Origin of the sequence: Komagataeibacter rhaeticus, from assembly GCF_003207855.1 — a bacterium.
Classification (GTDB): Bacteria; Pseudomonadota; Alphaproteobacteria; order Acetobacterales; family Acetobacteraceae; genus Komagataeibacter; species Komagataeibacter rhaeticus.
This window is the reverse complement of record NZ_NKTZ01000006.1, coordinates 12,558-32,610: the sequence shown is the minus strand read 5'-3', so window position 1 is coordinate 32,610 and position 20,053 is coordinate 12,558. Positions and strand designations below refer to the sequence as shown.

The following is a 20,053-nucleotide window of genomic DNA, read 5'->3' as shown; positions in this document are numbered from 1 at the left end:
TGATGGCACGGTGCGCGGGCCGGTTATCGGGGCCTGCTGCCCGTCGCGCGCTCCATTATCACCCTTAGCGGGCGCCGCGTTTGTGTTACATTGCAGGTTCGGGACGCTGCACGGGCATGTGGCGGCCCCTTATCCCAACATAACAGGACAGATCCAGCCCCATGGATGAAAACCGAAGCCGGACCCAGTATATCGGCACCTTCATGTTCGTATGCGTGGTGCTGCTGTTTTCCGCATGGATCGAACAGTCCTTCCTGTTCGCCTTCGCGTGGGGGGGAATCCTCAGCATCACCACCTATCCGCTCTATCGCAGGCTGGTCCAGCGGGGCATGGGCAATGGACTGGCGGCGGGGCTGATCGCGGCGGCCATCTTCGCGCTGCTGGCGGTGCCCATGATTGCCATGGCGGTCCGGGCGGGGATGGAACTGCCATCGCTCATGGCATGGGGGCGTGGCGCGCTGCATGATGGCATTCCGCTCTCGCCGCAGGTGGCCGCGATTCCGCGCATCGGGCCGCGCCTTGCCGGGCTGTGGCGGCATTACCTGTCCGACCCCGAGGAACTGCGCCACTGGACGGCCGTCGCCTCACGCATGTTCGCGACCGGCGACGGCCGTGAACTGCCGCATCGCGTGATGGACATGACCGAGACTTTCGTCATCGCCACCCTGTCGGTCTATTTCTACCTTGCGGCGTCACGCACGCTGCAGGCCGATATCCGCGCCGTGGGCAGCCGCTTTCTGGGCGCGCGCGCGCGGGACGTGATCCGCAACACCGTGGGCGCCGTGCGGGGCACGGTGGCAGGGCTGGTGCTGGTGGGGCTGGGTCAGGGCGTGCTGGTGGGGATCGGCTATTTCATCGCGGGCACGCCGCACCCGGCACTGCTGACGCTGCTGACGGCGGTGGTCAGCATCATCCCCTTCTGCGGGCCGGTCCTGCTGTGTGCCACCATGCTCATGACGTTTGCCGCCAATGGCGTGACCCAGGCGGTGATCGTGGGCGTGATCGGCGCCATCGCCTATGGCGCGGGCGACCATTTTGTCCGGCCCAGGCTGATCAGCGGCAGCACCAGCATCCCCTTCCTTGCGGTGCTGACCGCCATCCTGGGGGGCCTGCACATGTTTGGCCTGCTGGGGCTGTTCATCGGGCCTACGGTCATCGCGGTCGCCCTTTCGCTGTGGCGCACGGCGGCGGCGGAAGAACAGGCGCGCTAGGGCGAAGTCCCCATGCCGGCGGCCCTGCTGTCCGCGCCAGCCATCTGGCGTATTGCCGAACTGCTGCGCGGGGTGGTGCCACCGGGCGAATACGGGCCGGTCATACTGGCCTTTACCGTGCTGCGCAGGCTGGAGCTTGCGCGCGGGCGCCCGGTCTCGGCGCTGGCGGCGGTCGCATCTGTGGCGGACCCGCTGGCCCGGCTGGAAACGCTGCTTGGCCGCCTGCCCGCCCCGGTGCGCGGCATGATGGCGCAGATGGAAATGGGGCCGCTGGCCACGCGGCTTGCGCGGGCGGGTGTGCTGGGTCGGGTTGCGGCGCATTTCGCGGCGCTGGATCTTTCCCCCGCGCTTTATGGTACCCAGGCCATGGCCCGGCTGTTTGAGGAACTGGTCCGTCACTTTGATGCGGGTCAGGCAACGGGCGCGCATTACACCCCGCCGGAGATTGGCGATCTCATGACCGATCTCGTCTTTGCCCCGGATGCGGCAGGCACGCGGCACGCGCTGTATGATCCGGCTGCGGGCACGGGCGTGCTGCTGGGCCGGGCGGCGGACCGGTTGGCCGGGCGCGGCGTGGCGGTGGACCTGTTCGGTCAGGAAATCAGCGCACGTGCCTGCGCCATATGTCAGGCGGACATGCTGCTGCGGGGGCGCAACCCCGCGCATATCCTGCCCGGCAACACACTGGCGGTGGACCATCATGCCAGCCGCCGCTTTGCCCGCATGCTGGCCAATCCCCCTTTCGGGGTGGACTGGCGCGCCATCCGGCCCCTGGTCCAGGCTGAACATGCGGCGGGCAGCGCCGGCCGTTTTGCCGCTGGCCTGCCGCGCGTGGCGGATGGGTCCATGCTGTTCATGCTGCACCTGCTGGCCCGGATGCGCGCCCCCGCCCGGGGTGGCGCGCGTGTGGGAATGGTCACGCATGGCGCGGCGCTGGCCGGTGGCGGCGCGGATTCCGGTGAATCGGCCATTCGCCGCCATCTGGTGGATCATGACCTGATCGATACCGTCATTGCCCTGCCGGGGGACATGTTCGTCAATACCGGAATTGCCACCTATGTGTGGATACTGGACAACCGCAAGGCCGCCGGGCGGCAGGGCATGGTGCGGCTGGTGGATGCCACCGGCCTGTGGCGGCGCTGCCCGCGCAGCAGCGGCGAGAAGCGGCGCGAGATGACGCAGGCGCATATCGCCACCGTGGTACAGGCCGCCCTGGCAGGTACGGACATGGACCTGATTGTCCAGCCCGGTGCGGATGGCGCGCCCGCCCGCTGGCAGGCCGTGGCCTGTGACGGGCCGGAGGGGCAGGACGGGACGGGATGCGTGCCCCTGTCCCGCATCGTGCCGGGGCGGGATTTCCTTTATCGCAGCGTAAGCGTGGAACGGAGGGTGCGGGAGGCCGGCGCGGCGGCGCGCACCACATTCACCATGGACATGGCGGACGACCCGGATTCATGGTTCGCGCGCATGATCCTGCCGTTCGACCCCACGGCAAAGCTGGACATGGCGCGCTGCGCCACGGGCTGCGCCATATCGTTCGCGCGGTATTTCAGCCGGCCTGCCACCCCCCGTCCGCTGGCCGCCATCATGGCGGAACTGCGCCGTTCCATGGCGCGGCTTGCGGCCCTCATGCCCGGGGATGACGGGGACTAGCGGGGCTCGTGCAGCCCTGCCCTGCCCTGTTCGGCCAGATGGCGGAGGAAATCGGCCATCGTGCGGATCTCGTCCAGATGTTCGAGCACATGATAGGCAAAGCCCAGCGCGCCCGCGCGGCAGGCCGCGCGCTGGCGGGGATCGGCAATGATGTCGAAATCCGCCGTATGGGCGTAGCCGATGATGCGGCGGATGATTTCCACCCCCGCGAAGCCGATGGTATCGGCCATGATCTCGTTCATGAATCGCTGGCGGGCCACACGGGCGGCCGGGCCATAGGCCAGCGGGCGCAGCGTGCCCGGTGGCGGGGTTTCATGGCTGGTCCACAAGGTAAGGAATTCTTCATGGAAGCTGTGCCAGAACGCCGCGATATCATGCAGCGTGGCCTGGCGCGCGGCACTGTCCGGCGTTGCGAAGTAATGCAGCACCAGATTGCCGACAAACATCCCGCAATCAAACCCGATGGGGCCATAGACCGCGAATTCGCCATCAATCACTCGGGTATCATCTGCCGTGCTCATGATCGAGCCGGTATGCAGGTCCCCATGCAGCAGCGCCTGTGGCTGTGACAGGAAGCGGCGGCGCAGGTTTTCCACCGCCAGCAGGGTCGCGGCACTGGAGCGGATGTCCAGCACGATGGGCGTAAGCGCCGGATCGTGCCAGTGATTGCGCGGATGGTCGCGGTAAGGATCATCCAGCACCAGGTCCAGCGTGATGCGGGTCAGGGCCAGATTGGCGGAAAACAGGCGGCGGGCGGTGAACACATCCTCGAACGGACGGGCCAGAAGCGAGGTACCGAATGAGGCATGGGCCACGAACGTGCCGATACGCGGCGCCACGCCCGGCCACCGTGCCCCCTGCATCAGGGCCGTGCGCAGCACGGTATGTCCGGACAGGCTTTCGACAATCAGGACATACAGCTCCGGGTCATAATGCAGGAATTCCGTGGTCAGGCCGGGTGCAAGCGGCTGGACGGCACGTAGCCATTCGGATTCGAAAAACGTGCGGTCAAGCGGCATTTTCCATGTCGGGTCCACCCGCACATGTGGGAGTGCCTGCTTGAGGCACACCTCCCCCTTCACGCCCCCCACCAGAAAGACATTGTTCAGGTTGCCGTCACTGACCTCGCGCACCCGCCACTGCGCGGGCGGCCCCCCCAGGCGGCTTGCAATGGCGGGCAGGCCCGCCACCAGCGCGCGGATGGCCGCGGCATCAAGCGTGCGGTAGGTGGTGGGGTTCATGCGGCTCTTCTCCTGTCCTGCGCCGCGACCGGCGGATGTGGCAGGTTTGCGCGCAAATGGCTGGCATGCAACGCTTTTATGCCCCATCACGCCGGTCATGCGGCCCGGCGGGCCGGAAAACCCGCCACCGGCTTACCGCCGTATGGCAGCCCGGCGTGGCCCGGCCCCGTCCGCGGGGCGTTCCGCGCCCGGATGACGGGTCAGGGTGGCCGCCCCCGGGGTCGTTCCTTCCTGCCAGGCCAGGATGTCAAGCAGATCAAGGAAAGCATTTTCCATGAACAGGCGCGCATGGCGCAGCGACAGGCGGGGTGTGGCCATGTCCGTTCTCCGGGCCGGGCGGGGTTACAGTCCGCCCGCCTGCGGCAGCGCATGGCCGGGCCACATGACATGTGCGCTCCCCATATCCGCATCATGCCAGCGCATGGCGGCAAGGCATCCCGCGCCAACGGGCTGGGACATGGTGGGGGATGGGGATTGCGGCCGGGCCGCCGCATCCCGGGATGGGCGGCGCAACTGCGTGACGGGGGGCCGGTTCGGCAATGCGGGCGTGGTGGCCCGGCGTGGCAGCCAGTAGCCAGCACCCGCCATGCAGGCCCCAAGCTGGGTAATGGCGGCGGCAAAGGGCGAGAGGACATGATGATGGGCAAAGATGGGCCGCAGGGTGCGTCGCACTTCCGCCTCGCGGCCTTCCTGTGCCGCCGCGGCGGCAAGGAGGAAGCGGCTTTCCGTGCCGGTCAGGTGGGTTGCGTTGCAGATTCCCACGTCCACCGGCTCGCGCTGGTAGGCCCGCAGGCGGCCCAGCGCCATGTGGAAGGCCTCGACCACGGCGGCGAAATCCGCCCTGAAGCATGGCAGCGCCAGACCCGGCATGCCGCCCCCTGTCCTGCCTTCCCCGCTCAGGCGGCGCACGCACCAGACCAGCAGGCGTTCGCTGCACGAGAGATCATTCATGAAAATGGTCGTGTCGGTCATCATCCGCTCGGGCCGTGGCATGGCCCGCTCCTGTTGTGTCGATAGACTCCCAATAATGAGAAAGATTATCATTTGCAATTAAAATCGGTCGATGTCCCGTTGCATCCCTACTGGACCGGGGCGGTCTGTCTGGCTTACGTTACATAACGATGAAAGAGCCGAATTCCCCCGATTCCCCCCTCGCGGAGCTATGCCGCCAGAGGGGCCTGAAACTGACCGGCCAGCGCCGGACGATTGCCTTTGTCCTGTCCGACAGTGATGACCACCCGGATGTGGAGGAACTCTACCGCCGCGCGGTGGAGGTGGACCCCCGTATTTCCATAGCCACCGTGTACCGCACCGTGCGCCTGTTCGAGGAGAATGGCATCCTCCAGCGCCGTGACTTTGGTGGTGGCCGCGCCCGTTATGAAGTGGCCGATGGCGATCAGGGCGATCACTATCATCTGATCGATGCCGATAGCGGCAGGGTGATCGAGTTCGAGAACACCGAACTGGACTCCCTGCTGGCGGGAATCGTGCGCCAGATGGGCTATGACCTGGTCACCACCCGGCTTTCGGTAGTGGGGCGTCCGAAGGCAAAGGGCGGGACGCGCGACTGAACGCCGACGGGCTTCAGGATGAATGCGGGGGCCCGGTTTCCGGCGCCATCCAGTTCGGATGGCGGCGTTCGATCCATTCCAGCATGCGCGCGCTGAGGCGGCGGAAAAACGGCACGTCCTCCGCCAGCAGGATCAGGCCCAGTGGCAGCATCCACAGTCCCAGTACGGGAAGGAAGCTGAATACGCCCCCCACCGCCAGCAGGCAGCCCAGTACCAGGCGCAGTCCCGCCCTGCCGGGCTGGAGCAGCCAGCGCATGGCCTGTTCGCCCCGTGCGGGCAACCGCCTGAGCAGCCGCTCAAGCCGCCTGCGGCGCATGTGTTCGGCCGTGCCGGCGGGGGATGGGGAAGGTGCCGTGGGTATGTCCATTCCCGTACGATAGGTACTGTGCCGGCCCACGGCAACCGGGGTGCTGGAACGTGATGGGACCGTGGTCACGAAAAAGACACCGAACTTGATATAGTTCAATGTCACAGGCCCGATCGGCGCGCCACTGTCCGGGGATGATGCTTTTTCCTGCCTGCCCCCTTTCCGGCCCGCATGGGCCGTTGCCGCCGTTTGCGGCTGGACGGTCGATTTTCCGGCCTGTAAGGGAATTTGTCGGAATACGCGCTTTTTCATTATTACATTTCGGGAGCAGTCAATGCCCAGCATAAGCCCGTTTGCCGGCAAGCCGGTCGATCCGGACCGTCTTGTCAATATCGACGCCCTGCTTGACGCGTATTATACCCGCAAGCCCGATCCCGCCATTGCCACGCAGCGTGTGGCCTTTGGCACGTCGGGGCACCGGGGCTCCTCGCTGAGCACCAGCTTCAATGAAAACCATATCCTGGCCATCAGCCAGGCGATTGTCGATTATCGCAGGAACGCGGGCATCACCGGCCCGCTGTTCATTGGCATCGACACGCATGCCCTCTCGCGCCCCGCGCTCAGATCCGCTCTGGAAGTGTTTGCCGCGGCAGGGCTGGAAGTGCGCATTGACGAGAAGGACGGCTATACCCCCACCCCCGTCATTTCGCATGCGATCCTGACCTATAACCGGGGCCGTAGCACGGAACTGGCCGATGGCGTGGTGATCACGCCATCGCACAACCCGCCCGAGGACGGGGGGTTCAAGTACAACCCCCCCCATGGCGGCCCGGCCGATACCGACATCACCAAGGTGGTCGAGGCGGCGGCGAACGCCTATATCGGCAGGAAGATGGAAGGTGTGAACCGCATCTCCTTCGAGGATGCGCTCAAGGCCCCGACCACGAAGCGCCATGACTACATCACCCCCTATGTGAATGACCTGGGGGCCGTGGTGGACATGGAAATCATCCGCCAGTCGGGCATTTCCATCGGCATTGACCCACTGGGCGGGGCGGCGGTGGATTACTGGCAGCCGATCATTGACAGATACGGCATCAACGCCACCATCGTCAGCAAGGAAGTGGACCCCACCTTCCGCTTCATGACCGCCGACTGGGACGGGCAGATCCGCATGGACTGTTCATCGCCCTACGCCATGGCGCGGCTGGTGAAGATGAAGGACCGTTTCGACATTGCCTTCGCCAATGATACCGATGCCGACCGCCATGGCATCGTATCGGGCAAATTCGGGCTGATGAACCCCAACCACTACCTGGCCACCGCCATCGAGTACCTGTTCAACAACCGCGATGCCTGGAACCCGGCCGCAGGCGTGGGCAAGACGGTGGTCAGCAGCAGCATGATCGACCGCGTGGCAAAGGAAATCGGCCGCAAGCTGGTGGAAGTGCCGGTTGGGTTCAAATGGTTCGTGGACGGGCTGTACAACGGCACGCTGGGCTTTGGTGGTGAGGAAAGTGCCGGTGCGTCCTTCCTGCGCCGTGACGGCACGGTGTGGAGCACGGACAAGGACGGCATCATCCTGGGCCTGCTGGCCGCCGAGATCACGGCCCGTACCGGCAAGACCCCCGGTGCCGCGTACGAAGCCATGACGCAGCGCCTGGGCACGCCGTACTATGCGCGTATCGATGCCCCGGCCGACCCGGAACAGAAGGCGCTGCTCAAGGCGCTCTCGCCCGAGCAGATCGGCATGACCGAGCTTGCGGGCGAGCCGATCGAGAGCACGCTGACCAACGCACCGGGCAACGGGGCGGCGATTGGCGGGCTCAAGGTCACGGCAAAGGACGGCTGGTTTGCCGCCCGGCCCTCCGGCACGGAAAATGTCTATAAGATCTACGCCGAGAGCTTCAAGAGCGCCGAGCACCTCAAGGCCATCCAGACCGAGGCACAGGACGCGATTTCCGCCCTGTTCGCCAGGGCAAAGGCGGCTGAGACGGTGGGCTGACCGGCCCCTCTGCCCGCCTGACCGGATTGCGCCGCCCGTCCCGCACCCTGCGGGGCGGGCGGCGTTTTTTGTGGCCAGTTTCCGGCAGGTCGCGAAAAAAAGAAGGAGGGCGCCCTTATGGGTCAGGCGGAATGAAGGGCAGCCTGCGGCCCTTCCCCGCCGCCTGTCTGCGCGCGCGTACCACGGCCGTATCCAGTGCGGAGAGGAAGGTGGAGCGATCCGCGCGGGTAAAGCTGCGATTGCCCTGGGTTATGGCCCCCGTATCGCGCAGGTCGGTCATGAGATTACGAACCGCCAGGGCCATGCCGATGGCGTTCTCATCCAGGATGCGCCCGCGTGGGTCCAGCACGCAGGCCCCGCGCGCGACACAGCGCGCGGCCAGCGGGATGTCGGCGGAAATCACGATGTCATGCGCGGCCGTGTTTTCGGCAATCCAGTCATCGGCCACGTCCATGCCCTGTGTCACCACCACGCGTTCGATCAGTGGCGTATCGGGCACGGCCATCATGCTGTTGGAGACGACAAAGGTGTTCAGTCCGTAGCGCAGGGCGACACGATAGGTTTCGTCCCGCACGGGGCAGGCATCGGCATCGATGAAAATACGGGTCAAGGAAGCGGCCTTTCCCGCCGGATGGGACATGAGGGGCATGCTGGCATGCCCTGTCCTATGCCGACACGGGGCCCGGTGGCAAGTTTGTGACAGGAAGGGCGGGTATCGTATATGTTCCTTTTGCGGAACAATACCATCAGGATCACTGCAGGAAGGACCGTCAGATGCCATCATATCCCGTACCGCGTTCCTGGATGGGAATGCTCACGGCCCTCGTGGTCGGGGCTACCCCCCTGCCGGCCATTGCGGCCGGCTTTGACATTACGGTGCTGGGTGCGCGTGGCGGACTGGAAGACGGCAATCTGAGCGCGTATATGATCCACCCCATCGGTGATCCGCGCGCGGTCCTGTGCGATGCGGGCAACGTGCTGCATGGCCTGCAGGTGGCGGACCGGCATGGCGCGCTGGATGATGTCCCCATGCCGACGGAGGCGCCGGAAACCCGGCCGGGCTATGTGCTGCACCACGTCATCAGGGGCTATCTGGTCAGTCACGCGCATCTGGACCATGTGGCGGGACTGGTGCTGGTTTCACCCGATGACAGCGCCAAGCCCATCTATGCCCTGCCCTCGGTCAACATGGTCCTTTCGCGTGATCTGTTCAACGGCGCCGTATGGCCCAATAACGGCGACCGGGGGGCACCGCCACAACTGGGGCTGTACCATTATCAGGATCTCGTGGCGGGCAGGCCGGTCGGGCTGGCGGGCACGGGGATGCGGGTTACCGCCTTTCCGCTCAGTCACGGCAGCGTGGAATCAACGGCATTCCTGCTGCGCTCCGGCGGTGACGCCATGCTCTATCTTGGGGACACGGGGGCTGACGCGGTCGAGCACAGCACGCGGCTGCGTGCCCTGTGGCAGGCGGTGGCGCCCCTGGTACGCGCGCACCGGCTGCGGGGTATCGTGATTGAATGTTCCTATGACGATACCCATCCCGACACGCAGCTATGGGGTCATCTCTCGCCGCGCTGGCTCCTGCGCGAACTGGCGGCGCTGCAGGATATCGCGCATACACCGCTGCGCGGCATGCCGGTGCTTGTGGCCCATATGAAGCCATCGCTGCGCAGGGGGCCCGATCCGGTTGCGGTCATCCCCGCGGAACTGCGCAGTGGCAACGACATGGGCGTGGACTTTATCGTGCCCGAACAGGGCATGCGGCTGCGGTGGGGCCGGTAGGCGCCGGACCTGACAGCCCTGTCCCCTGCCCGGGAACCATGGCCTGATCCGCCGCGTTCATTACAGGGATAAAGGCCCGCACCGTGTGATTGTGAAGAGCGCGTGATGCGTTTTTACTTCCGGTTACTGGCATGATGCGTCACCATGGCCCGGATCATCATGAAGAGGAGGTTGGCATGCGTTACCTCATCGGTCATATGCGTGAAGGGTTCGGGGTGGCACTTCTGCTTTTCATGCTGGGGATCGAGCGCTTTTTCCGGAAGCAGGCGGTCCGTTAGCACCGGGCGCAGGACAGGGATACCGGCCGCATGGAATACCTTTCCTTTCAGCACCGTCATCGCTTCTGCGGGCATATGCGTGACATGACATGTGTCAGCCTGCTCCTGCGGCGCTGCCCCGTTTCCGCGCGTAACCATGGCGCGGTCCGGCGGTTTAACCCCCTGCAGGGCCAGAATGCCTGGCGGGGGGAAAACCGATGCGCAACATTACGCGGATAATGCCTGCGGCAACCGTTCCGGGCTGTCGTGCCGGATGTGTTAGACCCGGACCCGGCGGTGGCGGGGCGGATGGTGGGGGTGGTCGCGGTGGCGGCACCCATGGCGGTACTGCACCCCGGCAGTAAGGCAGGGCGGCGGGCAGCCTGTGCCCGGTATGGCACGGCCTGTGCCAGCCCGGTATGATCCATGTCCTTTGCAGCCTGTGGCGCGTGCTTTAAGAGCATCGGCCCACAACCCTGTGAGGATGATAATGAGCACCGACCCCCAATGTCCCGTATGCGGATGCGCCCATGCCTACCCCGATGGCAGCCTGTGGATATGCCCTGAATGCGGGCATGAATGGAACCCCGAGACCAGCGGGGCGGATGATACGGCCGGACCGGCTGAAATCCGTGATGCCAACGGCAATGTGCTGGCTGATGGGGATAGCGTGACCGTCATCAAGGATCTCAGGATCAAGGGGGCTTCATCCGTGATCAAGGGCGGCACCAAGGTCAGGGGCATCCGGCTGGTTGACGGCACGGATGGCCACAACATCGCCTGCAAGATCGCGGGCGTGGGCGCGATCAACCTCAAATCCGAATTCGTCAGGAAAGCCTGACCCGCCGCGTTGCCCACCCGTGCCGCAGCCGCAGCACAGGTGGGCCGGGTCTTTCAGCCCCTGGCCAGACCTTCAAGCAGGCGGGCCACGGCTTCGGCTCCCGGATCGGGCACGTTCCGTACATGCGCGCTCGGTACATAGGCCGCACGCCCGGCGCGCGCGGTTTCTATGGTGGTGGTGGCGTCCGCCCCCTTTCGCGCGGCAAGGGCGGCGTCATTCAGGCTGCCGGTTCTGGCCAGTGCCTCCAGCGCGGGATACAGGGCGTCGATCATGGTGCGGTCACCGGGCTTTGCCCCGCCGCAGGCCATCATGTGTTCCAGCCCCTCGCGCAGTGCTTCCCGCCATGGTGCCCTGCTGCGGCCCGCTGCCGAAAACATGATGGCGAACAGCACGCCGCTTGATCCGCCCGCATGCTGGGTCAGGATATTGCTGACCGTGGTCATGAGCTGATGCGGGTCCGCCATGGGCAGGCGGTCCAGTGCCGCCGTGATTTCACGCGCGGCCCCGGCAAAGGTCGAACCGGCATCACCATCGCCAATTTTGCCATCCAGTTCATTCAACGGGGCTTCATTCGCAATCAGCACCTTTGCCCCATGCTCCAGCATGGCCCGGACGGTGGGGTCCGTGCTGGCGGGGTATGGAAAGGCATCGGGCATGACGGGCATGGGAGCCACGGCGGGACTGCCCAGCGGCACCATGCTAGGCCATGCAGGCGGCTGGGCAGGCGCCTGCAGCGCATGAGTTATGCTCTCATCCAGTTCGATCAGGGTGAGTGAGAAGCCGTTCATGTCCAGCGCGGTCATGAGCGGTGCCGGGCCGATGACATGCGAGACGCGGCGGGCAAGCCGTGTATGGCTGAAGGCTTCAAGCAGCAGCGCCATCTCCACTTCCGGCACGCAGCCAAGGTTGTTGAGCACCACGGCAAAGCGGGTATTGCGCACGGTGGCGGGCAGGCTGGCTTCCAGCGTTTCGGTTACCCTGCGCATGAGTTCACTGGCCGATGCCAGCGCTATGCGCTGCGCCCCCGGTTCCCCATGGATGCCAAGGCCAAGCTCGGCCTCGTCCGCCGCCAGCCGGCTGGTGCGGCCTGCCTCGTAAGGGTTGCAGTCCTCCAGCGCCATGCCGATGGTGCGCATGCGCCCCGCCCCGTCGCGCACGAACTGGGCCACGCGCGTCAGCGGCCAGCCCTGTGCCGCCCCGTATCCCGCAAGCTTGTGCGCCAGGACCGTGCCCGCGACCCCGCGCGGGGTCGCGGAATCCGGCAGGGCGATGTCGTCGCCCACAATCACCATTTCCACCTGTTTGCCCAGGGCACGCGCCCGTTCTGCCGCAAGGCCGAAGTTCAGCCGGTCGCCGGTATAGTTCTTGACCACCAGCAGGCAGCCCGCCTCCCCCGTCGTGGCCAGGATCGCGGCCACGATCGCATCCACGCAGGGTGATGCGAACAGCGCCCCGCATACGGCGGCCGTCAGCATGCCGCGCCCCACAAACCCCGCATGGGCGGGCTCATGCCCCGACCCGCCACCGGAAATGACCGAGACCAGTCCCCGCTCCGGCTCGCGCTGCATGATCACGCAGGTATCGGGATAGCCATCAAGCCGGCATAGGTGCTGGCCCGCCGCCGAGCGCAGGAACCCGTCCAGCGCTTCGGTTACGATCGTCTCCCGCGTGTTGAAAAAACGCTTCATTATCGTGCTGTCTCCCTTGCCGGCCCATGGCTGGCCATGATGCCAGCGTGACTATTGCCGCTTATATCCGTCATGCAGAACAACGGAATATGGCAGGCGAGGGTTGCGCCAGATGCGGGGCACGGGCGGGCGGCGGCGCTTATGCCGGGCCGGTTCCGGGGGGAACATGGTCAGGGTCATCGGGGTGGTTAAGCTTGCGATGCGGGTCATCCAGCCCCGGCACGCGGCCATGATGGCCGAAATTGACCAGCCGTGCCTCCAGCAGGTGCAGCCTGCCCATCAGGTTCATGCGGATGGCCATGACGGCAAGCGATGCCCCGGCAAAGGGTCCGACAACGTAAACCCACAGCCCCGTCCACTGCCCTGAAAAGAGCGCCGGGGCCAGCGTGCGCGCAAAATTGACGCTGTTGCCCGACAGCCACGCCGTGAACGGGTTCATGATCAGGAAGAACAGTCCGCCTGACCATGGGGTGATGAACTTCCATCGCGGATGGGCCGCCAGCCAGTAAAGCATGGCGATCAGCGCCGCGGTTACGAACATTTCCGACCACATGGCCCACCAGATCGAGATCCGGCCATAAGGTACGGTGGCCCCGTAGCGTACGGCCACGGCCATGCTGCCCCACCAGGTGACCAGCCTGCCCAGCCCGTATACCACCGCCGTACCCAGGAAGGCGCCGATCACCTGTGCGATCATGTAGTTGAGCGCATCCACCCCCCCGATGCGTTTTGCCAGTGAAAAGGCCAGCGTAACCGAAGGATTGATATGCGCCCCGCTGACCTTGCCAAACGGTGTCATGGCCGCCGCCGTGCCCGACAGGCCGAATACCAGCCCGCACAGCGCGGTCTGTACATAGGGATGATGCAGCAGCGGCGGCGACAGCGGGCTACCCGGCGCGGTCAGCAGGATGACCCCGCTCAGCCCAAGGACCATGAGTATGGCGGTGGCCACCGTCTCGCAGAAATACAGTTTCCAGTGGAACGGATTATGCGGGTGCGGGTCGCCCGCCAGTGGCCGGTCATGCACATGGACATGCAGGTAGGGCAGATGCAGGTGCGGCAGGCGCATGGCCGGTATCCTCGTTTTTGTGTACGGGTCCGGCGGAATGGTGCATGGGGGGAAAGCGCCTCCCGGTGCGGGCCGGTGGTTGGCGGACCATAGCAGCCCGCGCACCGGCCGGGTCCGGTTTTAGAACAATCCAGTCATGCCATCACGAATTCGCAATTCCCCCTTGGTTCGACGTGATCGAGGCATCAAGGGCGGCCTGCAGGATGTAGGCCGCCGCCATCTGGTCCACCACCGCGCCCCGGCGCTGGCGGGTCATGTCGGCTTCGGCAATCAGGAAGCGGTTCACGGCAGAAGAAGACAGCCGTTCATCCCACATGGCAGCCGGCAGGCCGGTCAGCTCCGACAGGTTCAGCGTCCAGTCACGCGCCGCCTGCGCGGCCGGCCCAAAGCTGCCATCCAGCGACAGCGGCAGCCCCACCACCAGCCCGCCCACGTCCTGCGCGCGGGCGATCGTGCTGATCTGGGCGGCATTGACCGACAGTTTCGCGCGCTTCAGTCCCGTATGGGGGGAAGCCAGCATCAGCCCCACATCGGACAGGGCCACGCCGATTGTCTTCCTGCCGGGGTCAAGCCCCAGCAGGCGCTGGTCGCGGCGCAGGAGCGTGCGGAGATGGGATATGTTGAACAGGGGCATGGTCGGGGGTATGTTCCTTGGCGGTCGTCCTGCGCCGCAGGATATTCTTCCCCTGTTATGATGGAAAGTTATTGCTTCATGTCGCTTGATCCCGCGACCGTCCGCCGCATTGCCAGACTGGCACGGATTGGTATTGACGAGTCTGATGTCCCTGCCCTGCAAGGGGAGCTTAACGGGATCCTCGGCTGGGTCGAGCAGCTGAACGAGGTCGATGTCGAAGGCGTGACCCCCATGGTCGGCACGGGCCATGCCGCCCTTCGCACCCGGCCTGACGTGGTGACCGACGGCAACTGCCGCGAGGCCGTGCTGTCCAACGCGCCCGATGCCGTTGGTCCCTTTTATACCGTGCCCAAGGTTGTTGAATAAGATGAGCCTGACCGAACTGACAATCGCCGATGCGGCAGCGGGCCTGCGGGCGCGCAAATTCAGCGCAGCCGAACTGGTGGGCGCGCATAACGCCGCCATTGCCGCGCTCAACCCGCGCCTGAACGCCTATATCACCACCACATCGGATGCGGCGCTGCAGGCAGCGGCCGTTGCGGATGAAGCTCTGGGCAAGGGCGAGGCAAAGCCCCTGACCGGCATTCCGCTGGGGATCAAGGACCTGTTCTGCACCAAGGGCGTGCGGACCACGGCGGCCAGCAACATCCTGAAGAATTTCGTGCCCCCCTATGAAAGCACGGTCACGGCCAACCTGCTGCGCGATGGCGCGGTGTTCGTGGGCAAGACCAACCTGGACGAATTCGCCATGGGGTCGGCCAACATCACCTCCGCCTTCGGCCCGGTGGAAAACCCCTGGAAGCGCAGGGGGGATGATGCGGCCCTCGTGCCCGGCGGCTCATCGGGCGGGTCGGCCGCCGCCGTTGCGGCCGGGCTTGCCATGGGGGCGACCGGCACCGATACCGGCGGCTCCATCCGCCAGCCTGCCGCTTATTGTGGCATTGTGGGGCTGAAGCCGACCTATGGGCGGTGCAGCCGGTTTGGCACCATTGCCTATGCCTCCTCGCTGGATCAGGCCGGCCCCATGGCGCGCACCGTGCGTGACTGCGCCATCCTGCTGCAGTCCATGGCCGGGTTTGACGCGCGTGACAGCACCAGCGTGAATTGTGATGTGCCGGATTATTCCGTCGCCATCGGTCGCAGCCTGAAGGGGCTGAAGGTGGGCATTCCCGCCGAATATCGTGCCGAGGGCCTGTCCGCCGAGATCGAGGCCGCGTGGCAGCAGGGCATCAACTGGCTGAAGGACGCGGGCTGCGAGATTGTGGATGTCTCCCTGCCCCATACGAAATACGGTCTTGCCACCTATTATATCGTAGCCCCCGCCGAGTGCTCCTCCAACCTGGCCCGCTATGACGGCCTGCGTTTTGGCGAGCGCGTGCCCGGCGATACATTGGACGCCATGTACGAAGCCACCCGTCGCGCGGGCTTTGGCCCGGAAGTGCGCCGTCGTATCATGATGGGGACATATGTGCTTTCAGCCGGGTATTACGATGCCTATTACCTGAAGGCCCAGAAGGTTCGCAGCCTGATCCGCCGCGACTTTACCGAAAGCTTCCAGCAGGTTGACGTGCTGCTGACCCCAACGGCCCCCACGCCCGCCTTCGCGCAGGGTGAACAGAGCGATGATCCGGTCCAGATGTACCTGAACGATATTTTCACCGTGCCGGCCTCCATGGCGGGCATGCCCGCCATGTCCGTGCCCGTGGGGCTGGGGACCACCGGCCTGCCGCTGGGCCTGCAGCTGATCGGCCGCCCGTTTGACGAGGAAACGCTTCTGGCCGCGGGCAGCGCGCTGGAAGCCGCGGCAGGTTTCACCCATCGCCCTGCCCTGCGTGCGGAGGTGGTGAAATGAGCTACACACTCGAAGGCCGGACCGGCACATGGGAAATCGTGGTGGGTCTGGAAGTGCATGCCCAGGTCATCAGCCATTCCAAGCTGTTTTCCGGTGCCTCCGCTTCCTATGGCGGTGAACCGAATACCCATGTCAGCCTGGTCGATGCCGGTTTTCCGGGCATGCTGCCGGTGCTCAACCAGGAATGCGTGGCCCAGGCCATCCGCACGGGTCTTGGCCTGCGCGCGCGCATTAATCTGGAAAGCCGGTTTGACCGCAAGAACTACTTCTATGCCGACCTGCCGACCGGCTACCAGATCAGCCAGTTTACCCATCCCATCGTGGGGGAAGGCACGGTCGAGATTGAACTGGCGGACGGCACGGTGCGCCATATTGGCATCACAAGGCTGCATATGGAGCAGGATGCGGGCAAGTCCATGCATGACCAGGACCCGGCGCGCTCCTTCATCGACCTGAACCGTGCCGGTGTGGCGCTGATGGAGATCGTGAGCGAACCGGACATCCGCAGCCCGGAAGAAGCCGGTGCCTACCTGCGCAAGCTGCGCCAGATCCTGCGCTATCTGGGCACCTGTGATGGCAACATGGAGGAAGGCTCCATGCGCGCCGACGTAAACGTGTCGGTGCGCAAGGCGGGTGAGCCGTTCCGCACGCGCTGCGAGATCAAGAACGTCAACTCGATCCGCTACGTCATGCATGCGATCGAGGTCGAGGCCACGCGCCAGATCGAGGTGTGGGAAGAAGGCGGCGAAGTCGATCAGGAAACCCGCCTGTTCGATCCGGCCCGCAACGAGACCCGTTCGCTGCGCAGCAAGGAAGACGCACACGATTACCGCTACTTCCCTGATCCTGACCTGCTGCCGCTGGTGGTGGAACAGGCATGGGTGGACGAGCTGGAGCGTGGCCTGCCCGAACTGCCTGATGACAAGCGTGACCGCTTCGTCAGGCAGTATGGCATCCCCCGTTACGACGCCAGCGTGCTGGTGGCCGAGCAGGCCATTGCCGATTATTACGAGGAAGTGGCCAAGGGCCGCGATGCCCGCCTTGCCGCCAACTGGGTGACGGGCGACCTGTTCGGTGCGCTCAACCGTACGGGCCGCACCATTACCGACAGCCCGATTTCGGCTCAGGCGCTGGGTGGCATGCTGGATCTGGTGTCCGACAAGACCATCAATGGCAAGATCGCCAAGGAAGTGTTCGAGGACATGCTGGAAACCGGTGACAGTGCCGCCGCGATTGTGGAGCGTAAGGGCCTGAAGCAGGTAACCGACACCGGTGCGATTGATGCGGCAGTGGCTGACGTGCTGGCGCGCAATGCGGACAAGGTGGAAGAATACCGTGGCGGCAAGGACCGGCTGTTCGGCTTTTTTGTCGGTCAGGTGATGAAGGCCATGGCAGGCAAGGCCAATCCGGCCATGGTGAACGAGGCTTTGAAAAAAGTTTTGTAAAAACGGGCGCTAGCGCATTTTAGGGCTTTGCAGGGGTGCGGCTACACGCTAAAAGCAGCCCTGCAAACGCCGTGTTACTTGATAATGCGCGCTCTTCGGCGGAGGGGTGGCCGAGTGGCTGAAGGCGGCGGTTTGCTAAACCGTTATACGATGTCAAGTCGTATCGAGAGTTCGAATCTCTTCCCCTCCGCCAATTCCCTTTTTTATTCAATGTCATAGCCTACCAAAAGTGGCGGAATTCTGCGGAATTCACGTCATTTCGTGTTGCATGTCGATGCACGGAATCGCATCCTATCCCACACCTCGCGTGGTAAGAAGTGTGGGATAAAAATGGGGCGTCTTTCCGCAACAGCCGTGAAGGCCATCAGGGAGCCGGGTCGCTATGGCGATGGCGACGGGCTCTATCTCGTCATCAGCCCACGGGGTGGCAAATCCTGGGTCTGCCGGGTCCAGAAAAACGGCAAGCGGCGTGACATCGGCCTCGGCAGCGCCAAGAAGGTATCTTTGGCATTGGCGCGCGAACGAGCCGTCAAGGCGCGGATGCAGATTGAAGTTGGCCTTGATCCCGTGGCCGAGCGCCGCAAGGAGGCGGGCATCCCGTCCTTCCGTGAAGCCGCCCTTGAGGTCTACGCGCAGAACAAGGCGACCTGGAAGAACAAGAAGCACCGGGCTCAATGGCTGACGACCCTTGAGACCTATGCGTTCCCGCTGATCGGTGACGTCTCGATCGCTGACGTCGACGGCCATCATGTACGCGAAGCAATCGCCCCGATCTGGCTCAACAAGCCTGAAACCGCCCGCCGGGTTCGGCAGCGGATCAGCAACGTCACGGACTGGGCGATCGGCAAAGGCTACCGCACGCTTCCCCTGCCGCTGGCGGCAATGGATAAATCCCTTCCCAAGGCGAAGACCAAGACCGTTCATCACACAGCGTTGCCCTACGCCGAGGTGCCGGCTTTCCTCACTTATCTCCGATCCGGCGATTCGATCGGGCGCCTGGCTCTGACTGCTCTTATCCTGACCGCCACACGCTCGGGGGAGATCAGGAGCGCCTCATGGGATGAAATCGACTTCGAGAACAAGCTCTGGACGATTCCCGCCGAGCGGATGAAAGCCGGTCGGGAGCATGTCATCCCGCTCTCTTCGCAGATGTGTCACGTCTTCAAGCTTGCTCAAGGTTATCGCGAGGCACGAAGTCAGCTTGTGTTTCCTGGCCAGCGCGCGGGCAAGCCGTTGTCCGATATGACGCTGACCAAGATTTGCCGGGACGCGCGCATCGCGGCGGTTCCTCATGGCTTTCGTTCATCGTTTCGCGATTGGGTCGCCGAGGAAACCCAGTTCGACGGTGATATTGCCGAGATGGCGCTTGCCCATACGATCGGCAATAAGGTCGAAGCTGCCTATCGGCGTGGTAATCTTCTGGAAAAACGGCGTATTTTGATGGAAGCTTGGGGAGCGTATTGTTGCCAAGAGAAATGCCGAGACGAGGGGAATGAAAGCAGTCCGATTGAGCTTGCTCGCAGCCCAGAAGCTGAACCCTGATAATCTGGAAAAAGGCTATCAACTGGTTGATCAGGCGATTGTCGATCTGAAGAGAAAATCTGACAAGGCGTTCAGTTTTTTTGTTGCTATATTTGTTGTATCTTTCATTCTGAGTTTGACCTCTGGCATTCTTCTATTTTCGTTTATTTTTCATCACCCAAATTCTCCTGCCTATATCACGTATCTCATTTTGTTTTTGACCAGCTTTTTCGTCATGGTATTTTCGGCGACCGGCATCAGATGGTTTCAGACCAGAAAAATTTTGTTCGTCAAAACGCCTTACGATATTGTACTGCCCGCCGAGTTGGAACTGCTCATGTCGGACCTCCGTAGCGGGCGGCTTTCCGCCTATACGAGCGCCGGCTATGGCAACACAGTCCTGAGTGCCGTGCAGGCGTCCGATGGTGTTCTGCTGGATGGACGGGTTTCGCCCGAAACCTTTTCTAACCGCTACTCCCCGTTGCTCCTCTCGTGCCAGGCAAAATTCTGGGGGCTGTTCTGGCTTTCCTTTCGGAGGTCATTCACCCGTCCGATCTATGTCGTGACCGATACCGTGCCTGACGGCGACGAGGCACCATGCCTCAACACCGATCCGCGCTTCCGCTGGCTGGTCGGCGGTACGATGCCGGAATTCATGACCAATCTCGACGCGTTTCTGCGCGAGAATATCTCTCCCGACGATCAGCCGTGGTATCGGACGGCGTTTACCGTTGCCAGGCGTGAAATGCGAAAAGGCGCTCAACACGGGGCTCTGGCTGCCGCGATCAAGGTCATCAAGCAGGAACTCGTGGTGTCGCTGGGCAGCGACCTGGGTCCGCAAGGTGGCGATTCGACCTCATCGCTCAAGGCACTTTTGAGCGGCAGGCAGGGGCGGAAAGATATCAAGAGATATTTCGACCCCAGAGGCTCCTGATTGGTCCTTATTGCATCGGATAACGTTGGCTAACGGGCT

General features: G+C 64.1%; 21 protein-coding genes and 1 tRNA gene. 13 read left to right on the top strand and 9 right to left on the bottom strand.

The window, feature by feature from the left end; genetic code table 11:
- The first annotated feature begins 161 nt into the window (after window positions 1-161).
- Window positions 162-1,211: an AI-2E family transporter gene (locus CFR78_RS08170; protein WP_034928359.1), complete on the top strand. Its 1,050-nt coding sequence runs from the start codon at window positions 162-164 to the stop codon at window positions 1,209-1,211.
- A 12-nt stretch (window positions 1,212-1,223) separates the two neighbouring features.
- The gene (locus CFR78_RS08165) at window positions 1,224-2,864 is read left to right on the top strand and encodes a class I SAM-dependent DNA methyltransferase (protein WP_110581080.1); all 1,641 of its coding nucleotides are present in this window, start codon (window positions 1,224-1,226) and stop codon (window positions 2,862-2,864) included.
- On the opposite strand, the gene mtnK is transcribed toward CFR78_RS08165, so the two are convergent.
- The 3 genes from mtnK to CFR78_RS08150 form a co-directional block, all read right to left on the bottom strand.
- Entirely contained in the window at window positions 2,861-4,105 is a 1,245-nt protein-coding gene (gene mtnK / locus CFR78_RS08160; RefSeq protein ID WP_034928439.1) for an S-methyl-5-thioribose kinase, read from the bottom strand. The genes CFR78_RS08165 and mtnK overlap by 4 nt on opposite strands.
- Before the next feature lie 132 nt (window positions 4,106-4,237).
- Entirely contained in the window at window positions 4,238-4,423 is a 186-nt protein-coding gene (locus CFR78_RS08155; RefSeq protein ID WP_007400589.1) for a hypothetical protein, read from the bottom strand.
- A 24-nt stretch (window positions 4,424-4,447) separates the two neighbouring features.
- The gene (locus CFR78_RS08150) at window positions 4,448-5,098 is read right to left on the bottom strand and encodes a hypothetical protein (protein ID WP_084149613.1); all 651 of its coding nucleotides are present in this window, start codon (window positions 5,096-5,098) and stop codon (window positions 4,448-4,450) included.
- A gap of 128 nt (window positions 5,099-5,226) precedes the next feature.
- On the opposite strand from CFR78_RS08150, the gene CFR78_RS08145 reads away from it, so the two are divergent.
- Window positions 5,227-5,676, top strand: coding sequence for a Fur family transcriptional regulator (locus tag CFR78_RS08145; RefSeq protein ID WP_007400591.1), 450 nt, complete (start codon window positions 5,227-5,229; stop codon window positions 5,674-5,676).
- A gap of 13 nt (window positions 5,677-5,689) precedes the next feature.
- Here CFR78_RS08145 and CFR78_RS08140 read toward each other — a convergent pair whose 3' ends face one another.
- Window positions 5,690-6,148 (bottom strand): hypothetical protein, encoded by a 459-nt coding sequence (locus CFR78_RS08140; RefSeq protein WP_338075333.1) that lies wholly within the window; start codon window positions 6,146-6,148, stop codon window positions 5,690-5,692.
- 169 nt (window positions 6,149-6,317) lie between these two features.
- Between CFR78_RS08140 and pgm the strand changes: the two genes are divergently transcribed.
- Window positions 6,318-7,988, top strand: coding sequence for a phosphoglucomutase (alpha-D-glucose-1,6-bisphosphate-dependent) (gene pgm / locus CFR78_RS08135; RefSeq protein ID WP_007400593.1), 1,671 nt, complete (start codon window positions 6,318-6,320; stop codon window positions 7,986-7,988).
- A gap of 115 nt (window positions 7,989-8,103) precedes the next feature.
- Here pgm and CFR78_RS08130 read toward each other — a convergent pair whose 3' ends face one another.
- On the bottom strand, window positions 8,104-8,598 hold the full coding sequence (locus CFR78_RS08130; protein WP_034928446.1) for a YaiI/YqxD family protein: 495 nt from the start codon (window positions 8,596-8,598) through the stop codon (window positions 8,104-8,106).
- Between the two features lie 200 nt (window positions 8,599-8,798).
- Here CFR78_RS08130 and CFR78_RS08125 point away from each other — a divergent pair, with 200 nt between their 5' ends.
- Entirely contained in the window at window positions 8,799-9,773 is a 975-nt protein-coding gene (locus CFR78_RS08125) for an MBL fold metallo-hydrolase (RefSeq protein WP_240471334.1), read from the top strand.
- Between the two features lie 113 nt (window positions 9,774-9,886).
- On the opposite strand, the gene CFR78_RS16240 is transcribed toward CFR78_RS08125, so the two are convergent.
- Complete coding sequence (locus CFR78_RS16240) at window positions 9,887-10,189, bottom strand: hypothetical protein (RefSeq protein WP_034928364.1); 303 nt, start codon at window positions 10,187-10,189, stop codon at window positions 9,887-9,889.
- A 108-nt stretch (window positions 10,190-10,297) separates the two neighbouring features.
- Between CFR78_RS16240 and CFR78_RS16235 the strand changes: the two genes are divergently transcribed.
- Window positions 10,298-10,453 carry a hypothetical protein gene (locus CFR78_RS16235; RefSeq protein WP_156953844.1) on the top strand — a complete coding sequence of 52 codons (156 nt, stop codon included), beginning with the start codon at window positions 10,298-10,300 and terminating at the stop codon, window positions 10,451-10,453.
- A 67-nt stretch (window positions 10,454-10,520) separates the two neighbouring features.
- A complete protein-coding gene (locus tag CFR78_RS08120; protein WP_007400598.1) occupies window positions 10,521-10,871 on the top strand; it encodes a zinc ribbon domain-containing protein YjdM in 351 nt (116 codons plus the stop codon).
- A gap of 53 nt (window positions 10,872-10,924) precedes the next feature.
- Here CFR78_RS08120 and CFR78_RS08115 read toward each other — a convergent pair whose 3' ends face one another.
- The 3 genes from CFR78_RS08115 to ruvX form a co-directional block, all read right to left on the bottom strand.
- A complete protein-coding gene (locus CFR78_RS08115; RefSeq protein ID WP_034928370.1) occupies window positions 10,925-12,559 on the bottom strand; it encodes a dihydroxyacetone kinase subunit DhaK in 1,635 nt (544 codons plus the stop codon).
- A 139-nt stretch (window positions 12,560-12,698) separates the two neighbouring features.
- Entirely contained in the window at window positions 12,699-13,628 is a 930-nt protein-coding gene (locus CFR78_RS08110) for an MIP/aquaporin family protein (protein ID WP_007400602.1), read from the bottom strand.
- A 142-nt stretch (window positions 13,629-13,770) separates the two neighbouring features.
- Window positions 13,771-14,262: a Holliday junction resolvase RuvX gene (ruvX, locus tag CFR78_RS08105; RefSeq protein WP_034928373.1), complete on the bottom strand. Its 492-nt coding sequence runs from the start codon at window positions 14,260-14,262 to the stop codon at window positions 13,771-13,773.
- A 78-nt stretch (window positions 14,263-14,340) separates the two neighbouring features.
- Between ruvX and gatC the strand changes: the two genes are divergently transcribed.
- The 6 genes from gatC (at window position 14,341) to CFR78_RS08075 (ending at window position 20,014) form a co-directional block, all read left to right on the top strand.
- Entirely contained in the window at window positions 14,341-14,628 is a 288-nt protein-coding gene (gatC, locus tag CFR78_RS08100) for an Asp-tRNA(Asn)/Glu-tRNA(Gln) amidotransferase subunit GatC (RefSeq protein WP_014104509.1), read from the top strand.
- 1 nt (window position 14,629) lies between these two features.
- Window positions 14,630-16,114 carry an Asp-tRNA(Asn)/Glu-tRNA(Gln) amidotransferase subunit GatA gene (gene gatA / locus CFR78_RS08095; protein ID WP_034928376.1) on the top strand — a complete coding sequence of 495 codons (1,485 nt, stop codon included), beginning with the start codon at window positions 14,630-14,632 and terminating at the stop codon, window positions 16,112-16,114.
- A complete protein-coding gene (gatB, locus tag CFR78_RS08090) occupies window positions 16,111-17,559 on the top strand; it encodes an Asp-tRNA(Asn)/Glu-tRNA(Gln) amidotransferase subunit GatB (RefSeq protein ID WP_034928378.1) in 1,449 nt (482 codons plus the stop codon). Before gatA ends, gatB begins: the two co-directional genes overlap by 4 nt.
- Window positions 17,560-17,659: 100 nt before the next feature.
- Window positions 17,660-17,752, top strand: a tRNA-Ser gene (locus CFR78_RS08085).
- Window positions 17,753-17,889: 137 nt separating this feature from the next.
- On the top strand, window positions 17,890-19,101 hold the full coding sequence (locus CFR78_RS08080) for a tyrosine-type recombinase/integrase (protein WP_110581079.1): 1,212 nt from the start codon (window positions 17,890-17,892) through the stop codon (window positions 19,099-19,101).
- On the top strand, window positions 19,067-20,014 hold the full coding sequence (locus tag CFR78_RS08075) for a hypothetical protein (RefSeq protein WP_258366027.1): 948 nt from the start codon (window positions 19,067-19,069) through the stop codon (window positions 20,012-20,014). Before CFR78_RS08080 ends, CFR78_RS08075 begins: the two co-directional genes overlap by 35 nt.
- The last annotated feature ends 39 nt before the right edge of the window (window positions 20,015-20,053 follow it).

Bases quoted from the DNA above. Each gene is read 5' to 3' on its own strand.
- CFR78_RS08170 (WP_034928359.1), top strand. From the start codon at position 162: ATGGATGAAAACCGAAGCCGGACCCAGTATATCGGCACCTTCATGTTC.
- CFR78_RS08165 (WP_110581080.1), top strand. From the start codon at position 1,224: ATGCCGGCGGCCCTGCTGTCCGCGCCAGCCATCTGGCGTATTGCCGAA.
- mtnK (WP_034928439.1), bottom strand. From the start codon at position 4,105: ATGAACCCCACCACCTACCGCACGCTTGATGCCGCGGCCATCCGCGCG.
- CFR78_RS08155 (WP_007400589.1), bottom strand. From the start codon at position 4,423: ATGGCCACACCCCGCCTGTCGCTGCGCCATGCGCGCCTGTTCATGGAA.
- CFR78_RS08150 (WP_084149613.1), bottom strand. From the start codon at position 5,098: ATGCCACGGCCCGAGCGGATGATGACCGACACGACCATTTTCATGAAT.
- CFR78_RS08145 (WP_007400591.1), top strand. From the start codon at position 5,227: ATGAAAGAGCCGAATTCCCCCGATTCCCCCCTCGCGGAGCTATGCCGC.
- pgm (WP_007400593.1), top strand. From the start codon at position 6,318: ATGCCCAGCATAAGCCCGTTTGCCGGCAAGCCGGTCGATCCGGACCGT.
- CFR78_RS08125 (WP_240471334.1), top strand. From the start codon at position 8,799: ATGCTCACGGCCCTCGTGGTCGGGGCTACCCCCCTGCCGGCCATTGCG.
- CFR78_RS16240 (WP_034928364.1), bottom strand. From the start codon at position 10,189: ATGGTTACGCGCGGAAACGGGGCAGCGCCGCAGGAGCAGGCTGACACA.
- CFR78_RS08120 (WP_007400598.1), top strand. From the start codon at position 10,521: ATGAGCACCGACCCCCAATGTCCCGTATGCGGATGCGCCCATGCCTAC.
- CFR78_RS08115 (WP_034928370.1), bottom strand. From the start codon at position 12,559: ATGAAGCGTTTTTTCAACACGCGGGAGACGATCGTAACCGAAGCGCTG.
- CFR78_RS08110 (WP_007400602.1), bottom strand. From the start codon at position 13,628: ATGCGCCTGCCGCACCTGCATCTGCCCTACCTGCATGTCCATGTGCAT.
- ruvX (WP_034928373.1), bottom strand. From the start codon at position 14,262: ATGCCCCTGTTCAACATATCCCATCTCCGCACGCTCCTGCGCCGCGAC.
- gatC (WP_014104509.1), top strand. From the start codon at position 14,341: ATGTCGCTTGATCCCGCGACCGTCCGCCGCATTGCCAGACTGGCACGG.
- gatA (WP_034928376.1), top strand. From the start codon at position 14,630: ATGAGCCTGACCGAACTGACAATCGCCGATGCGGCAGCGGGCCTGCGG.
- gatB (WP_034928378.1), top strand. From the start codon at position 16,111: ATGAGCTACACACTCGAAGGCCGGACCGGCACATGGGAAATCGTGGTG.
- CFR78_RS08080 (WP_110581079.1), top strand. From the start codon at position 17,890: ATGGGGCGTCTTTCCGCAACAGCCGTGAAGGCCATCAGGGAGCCGGGT.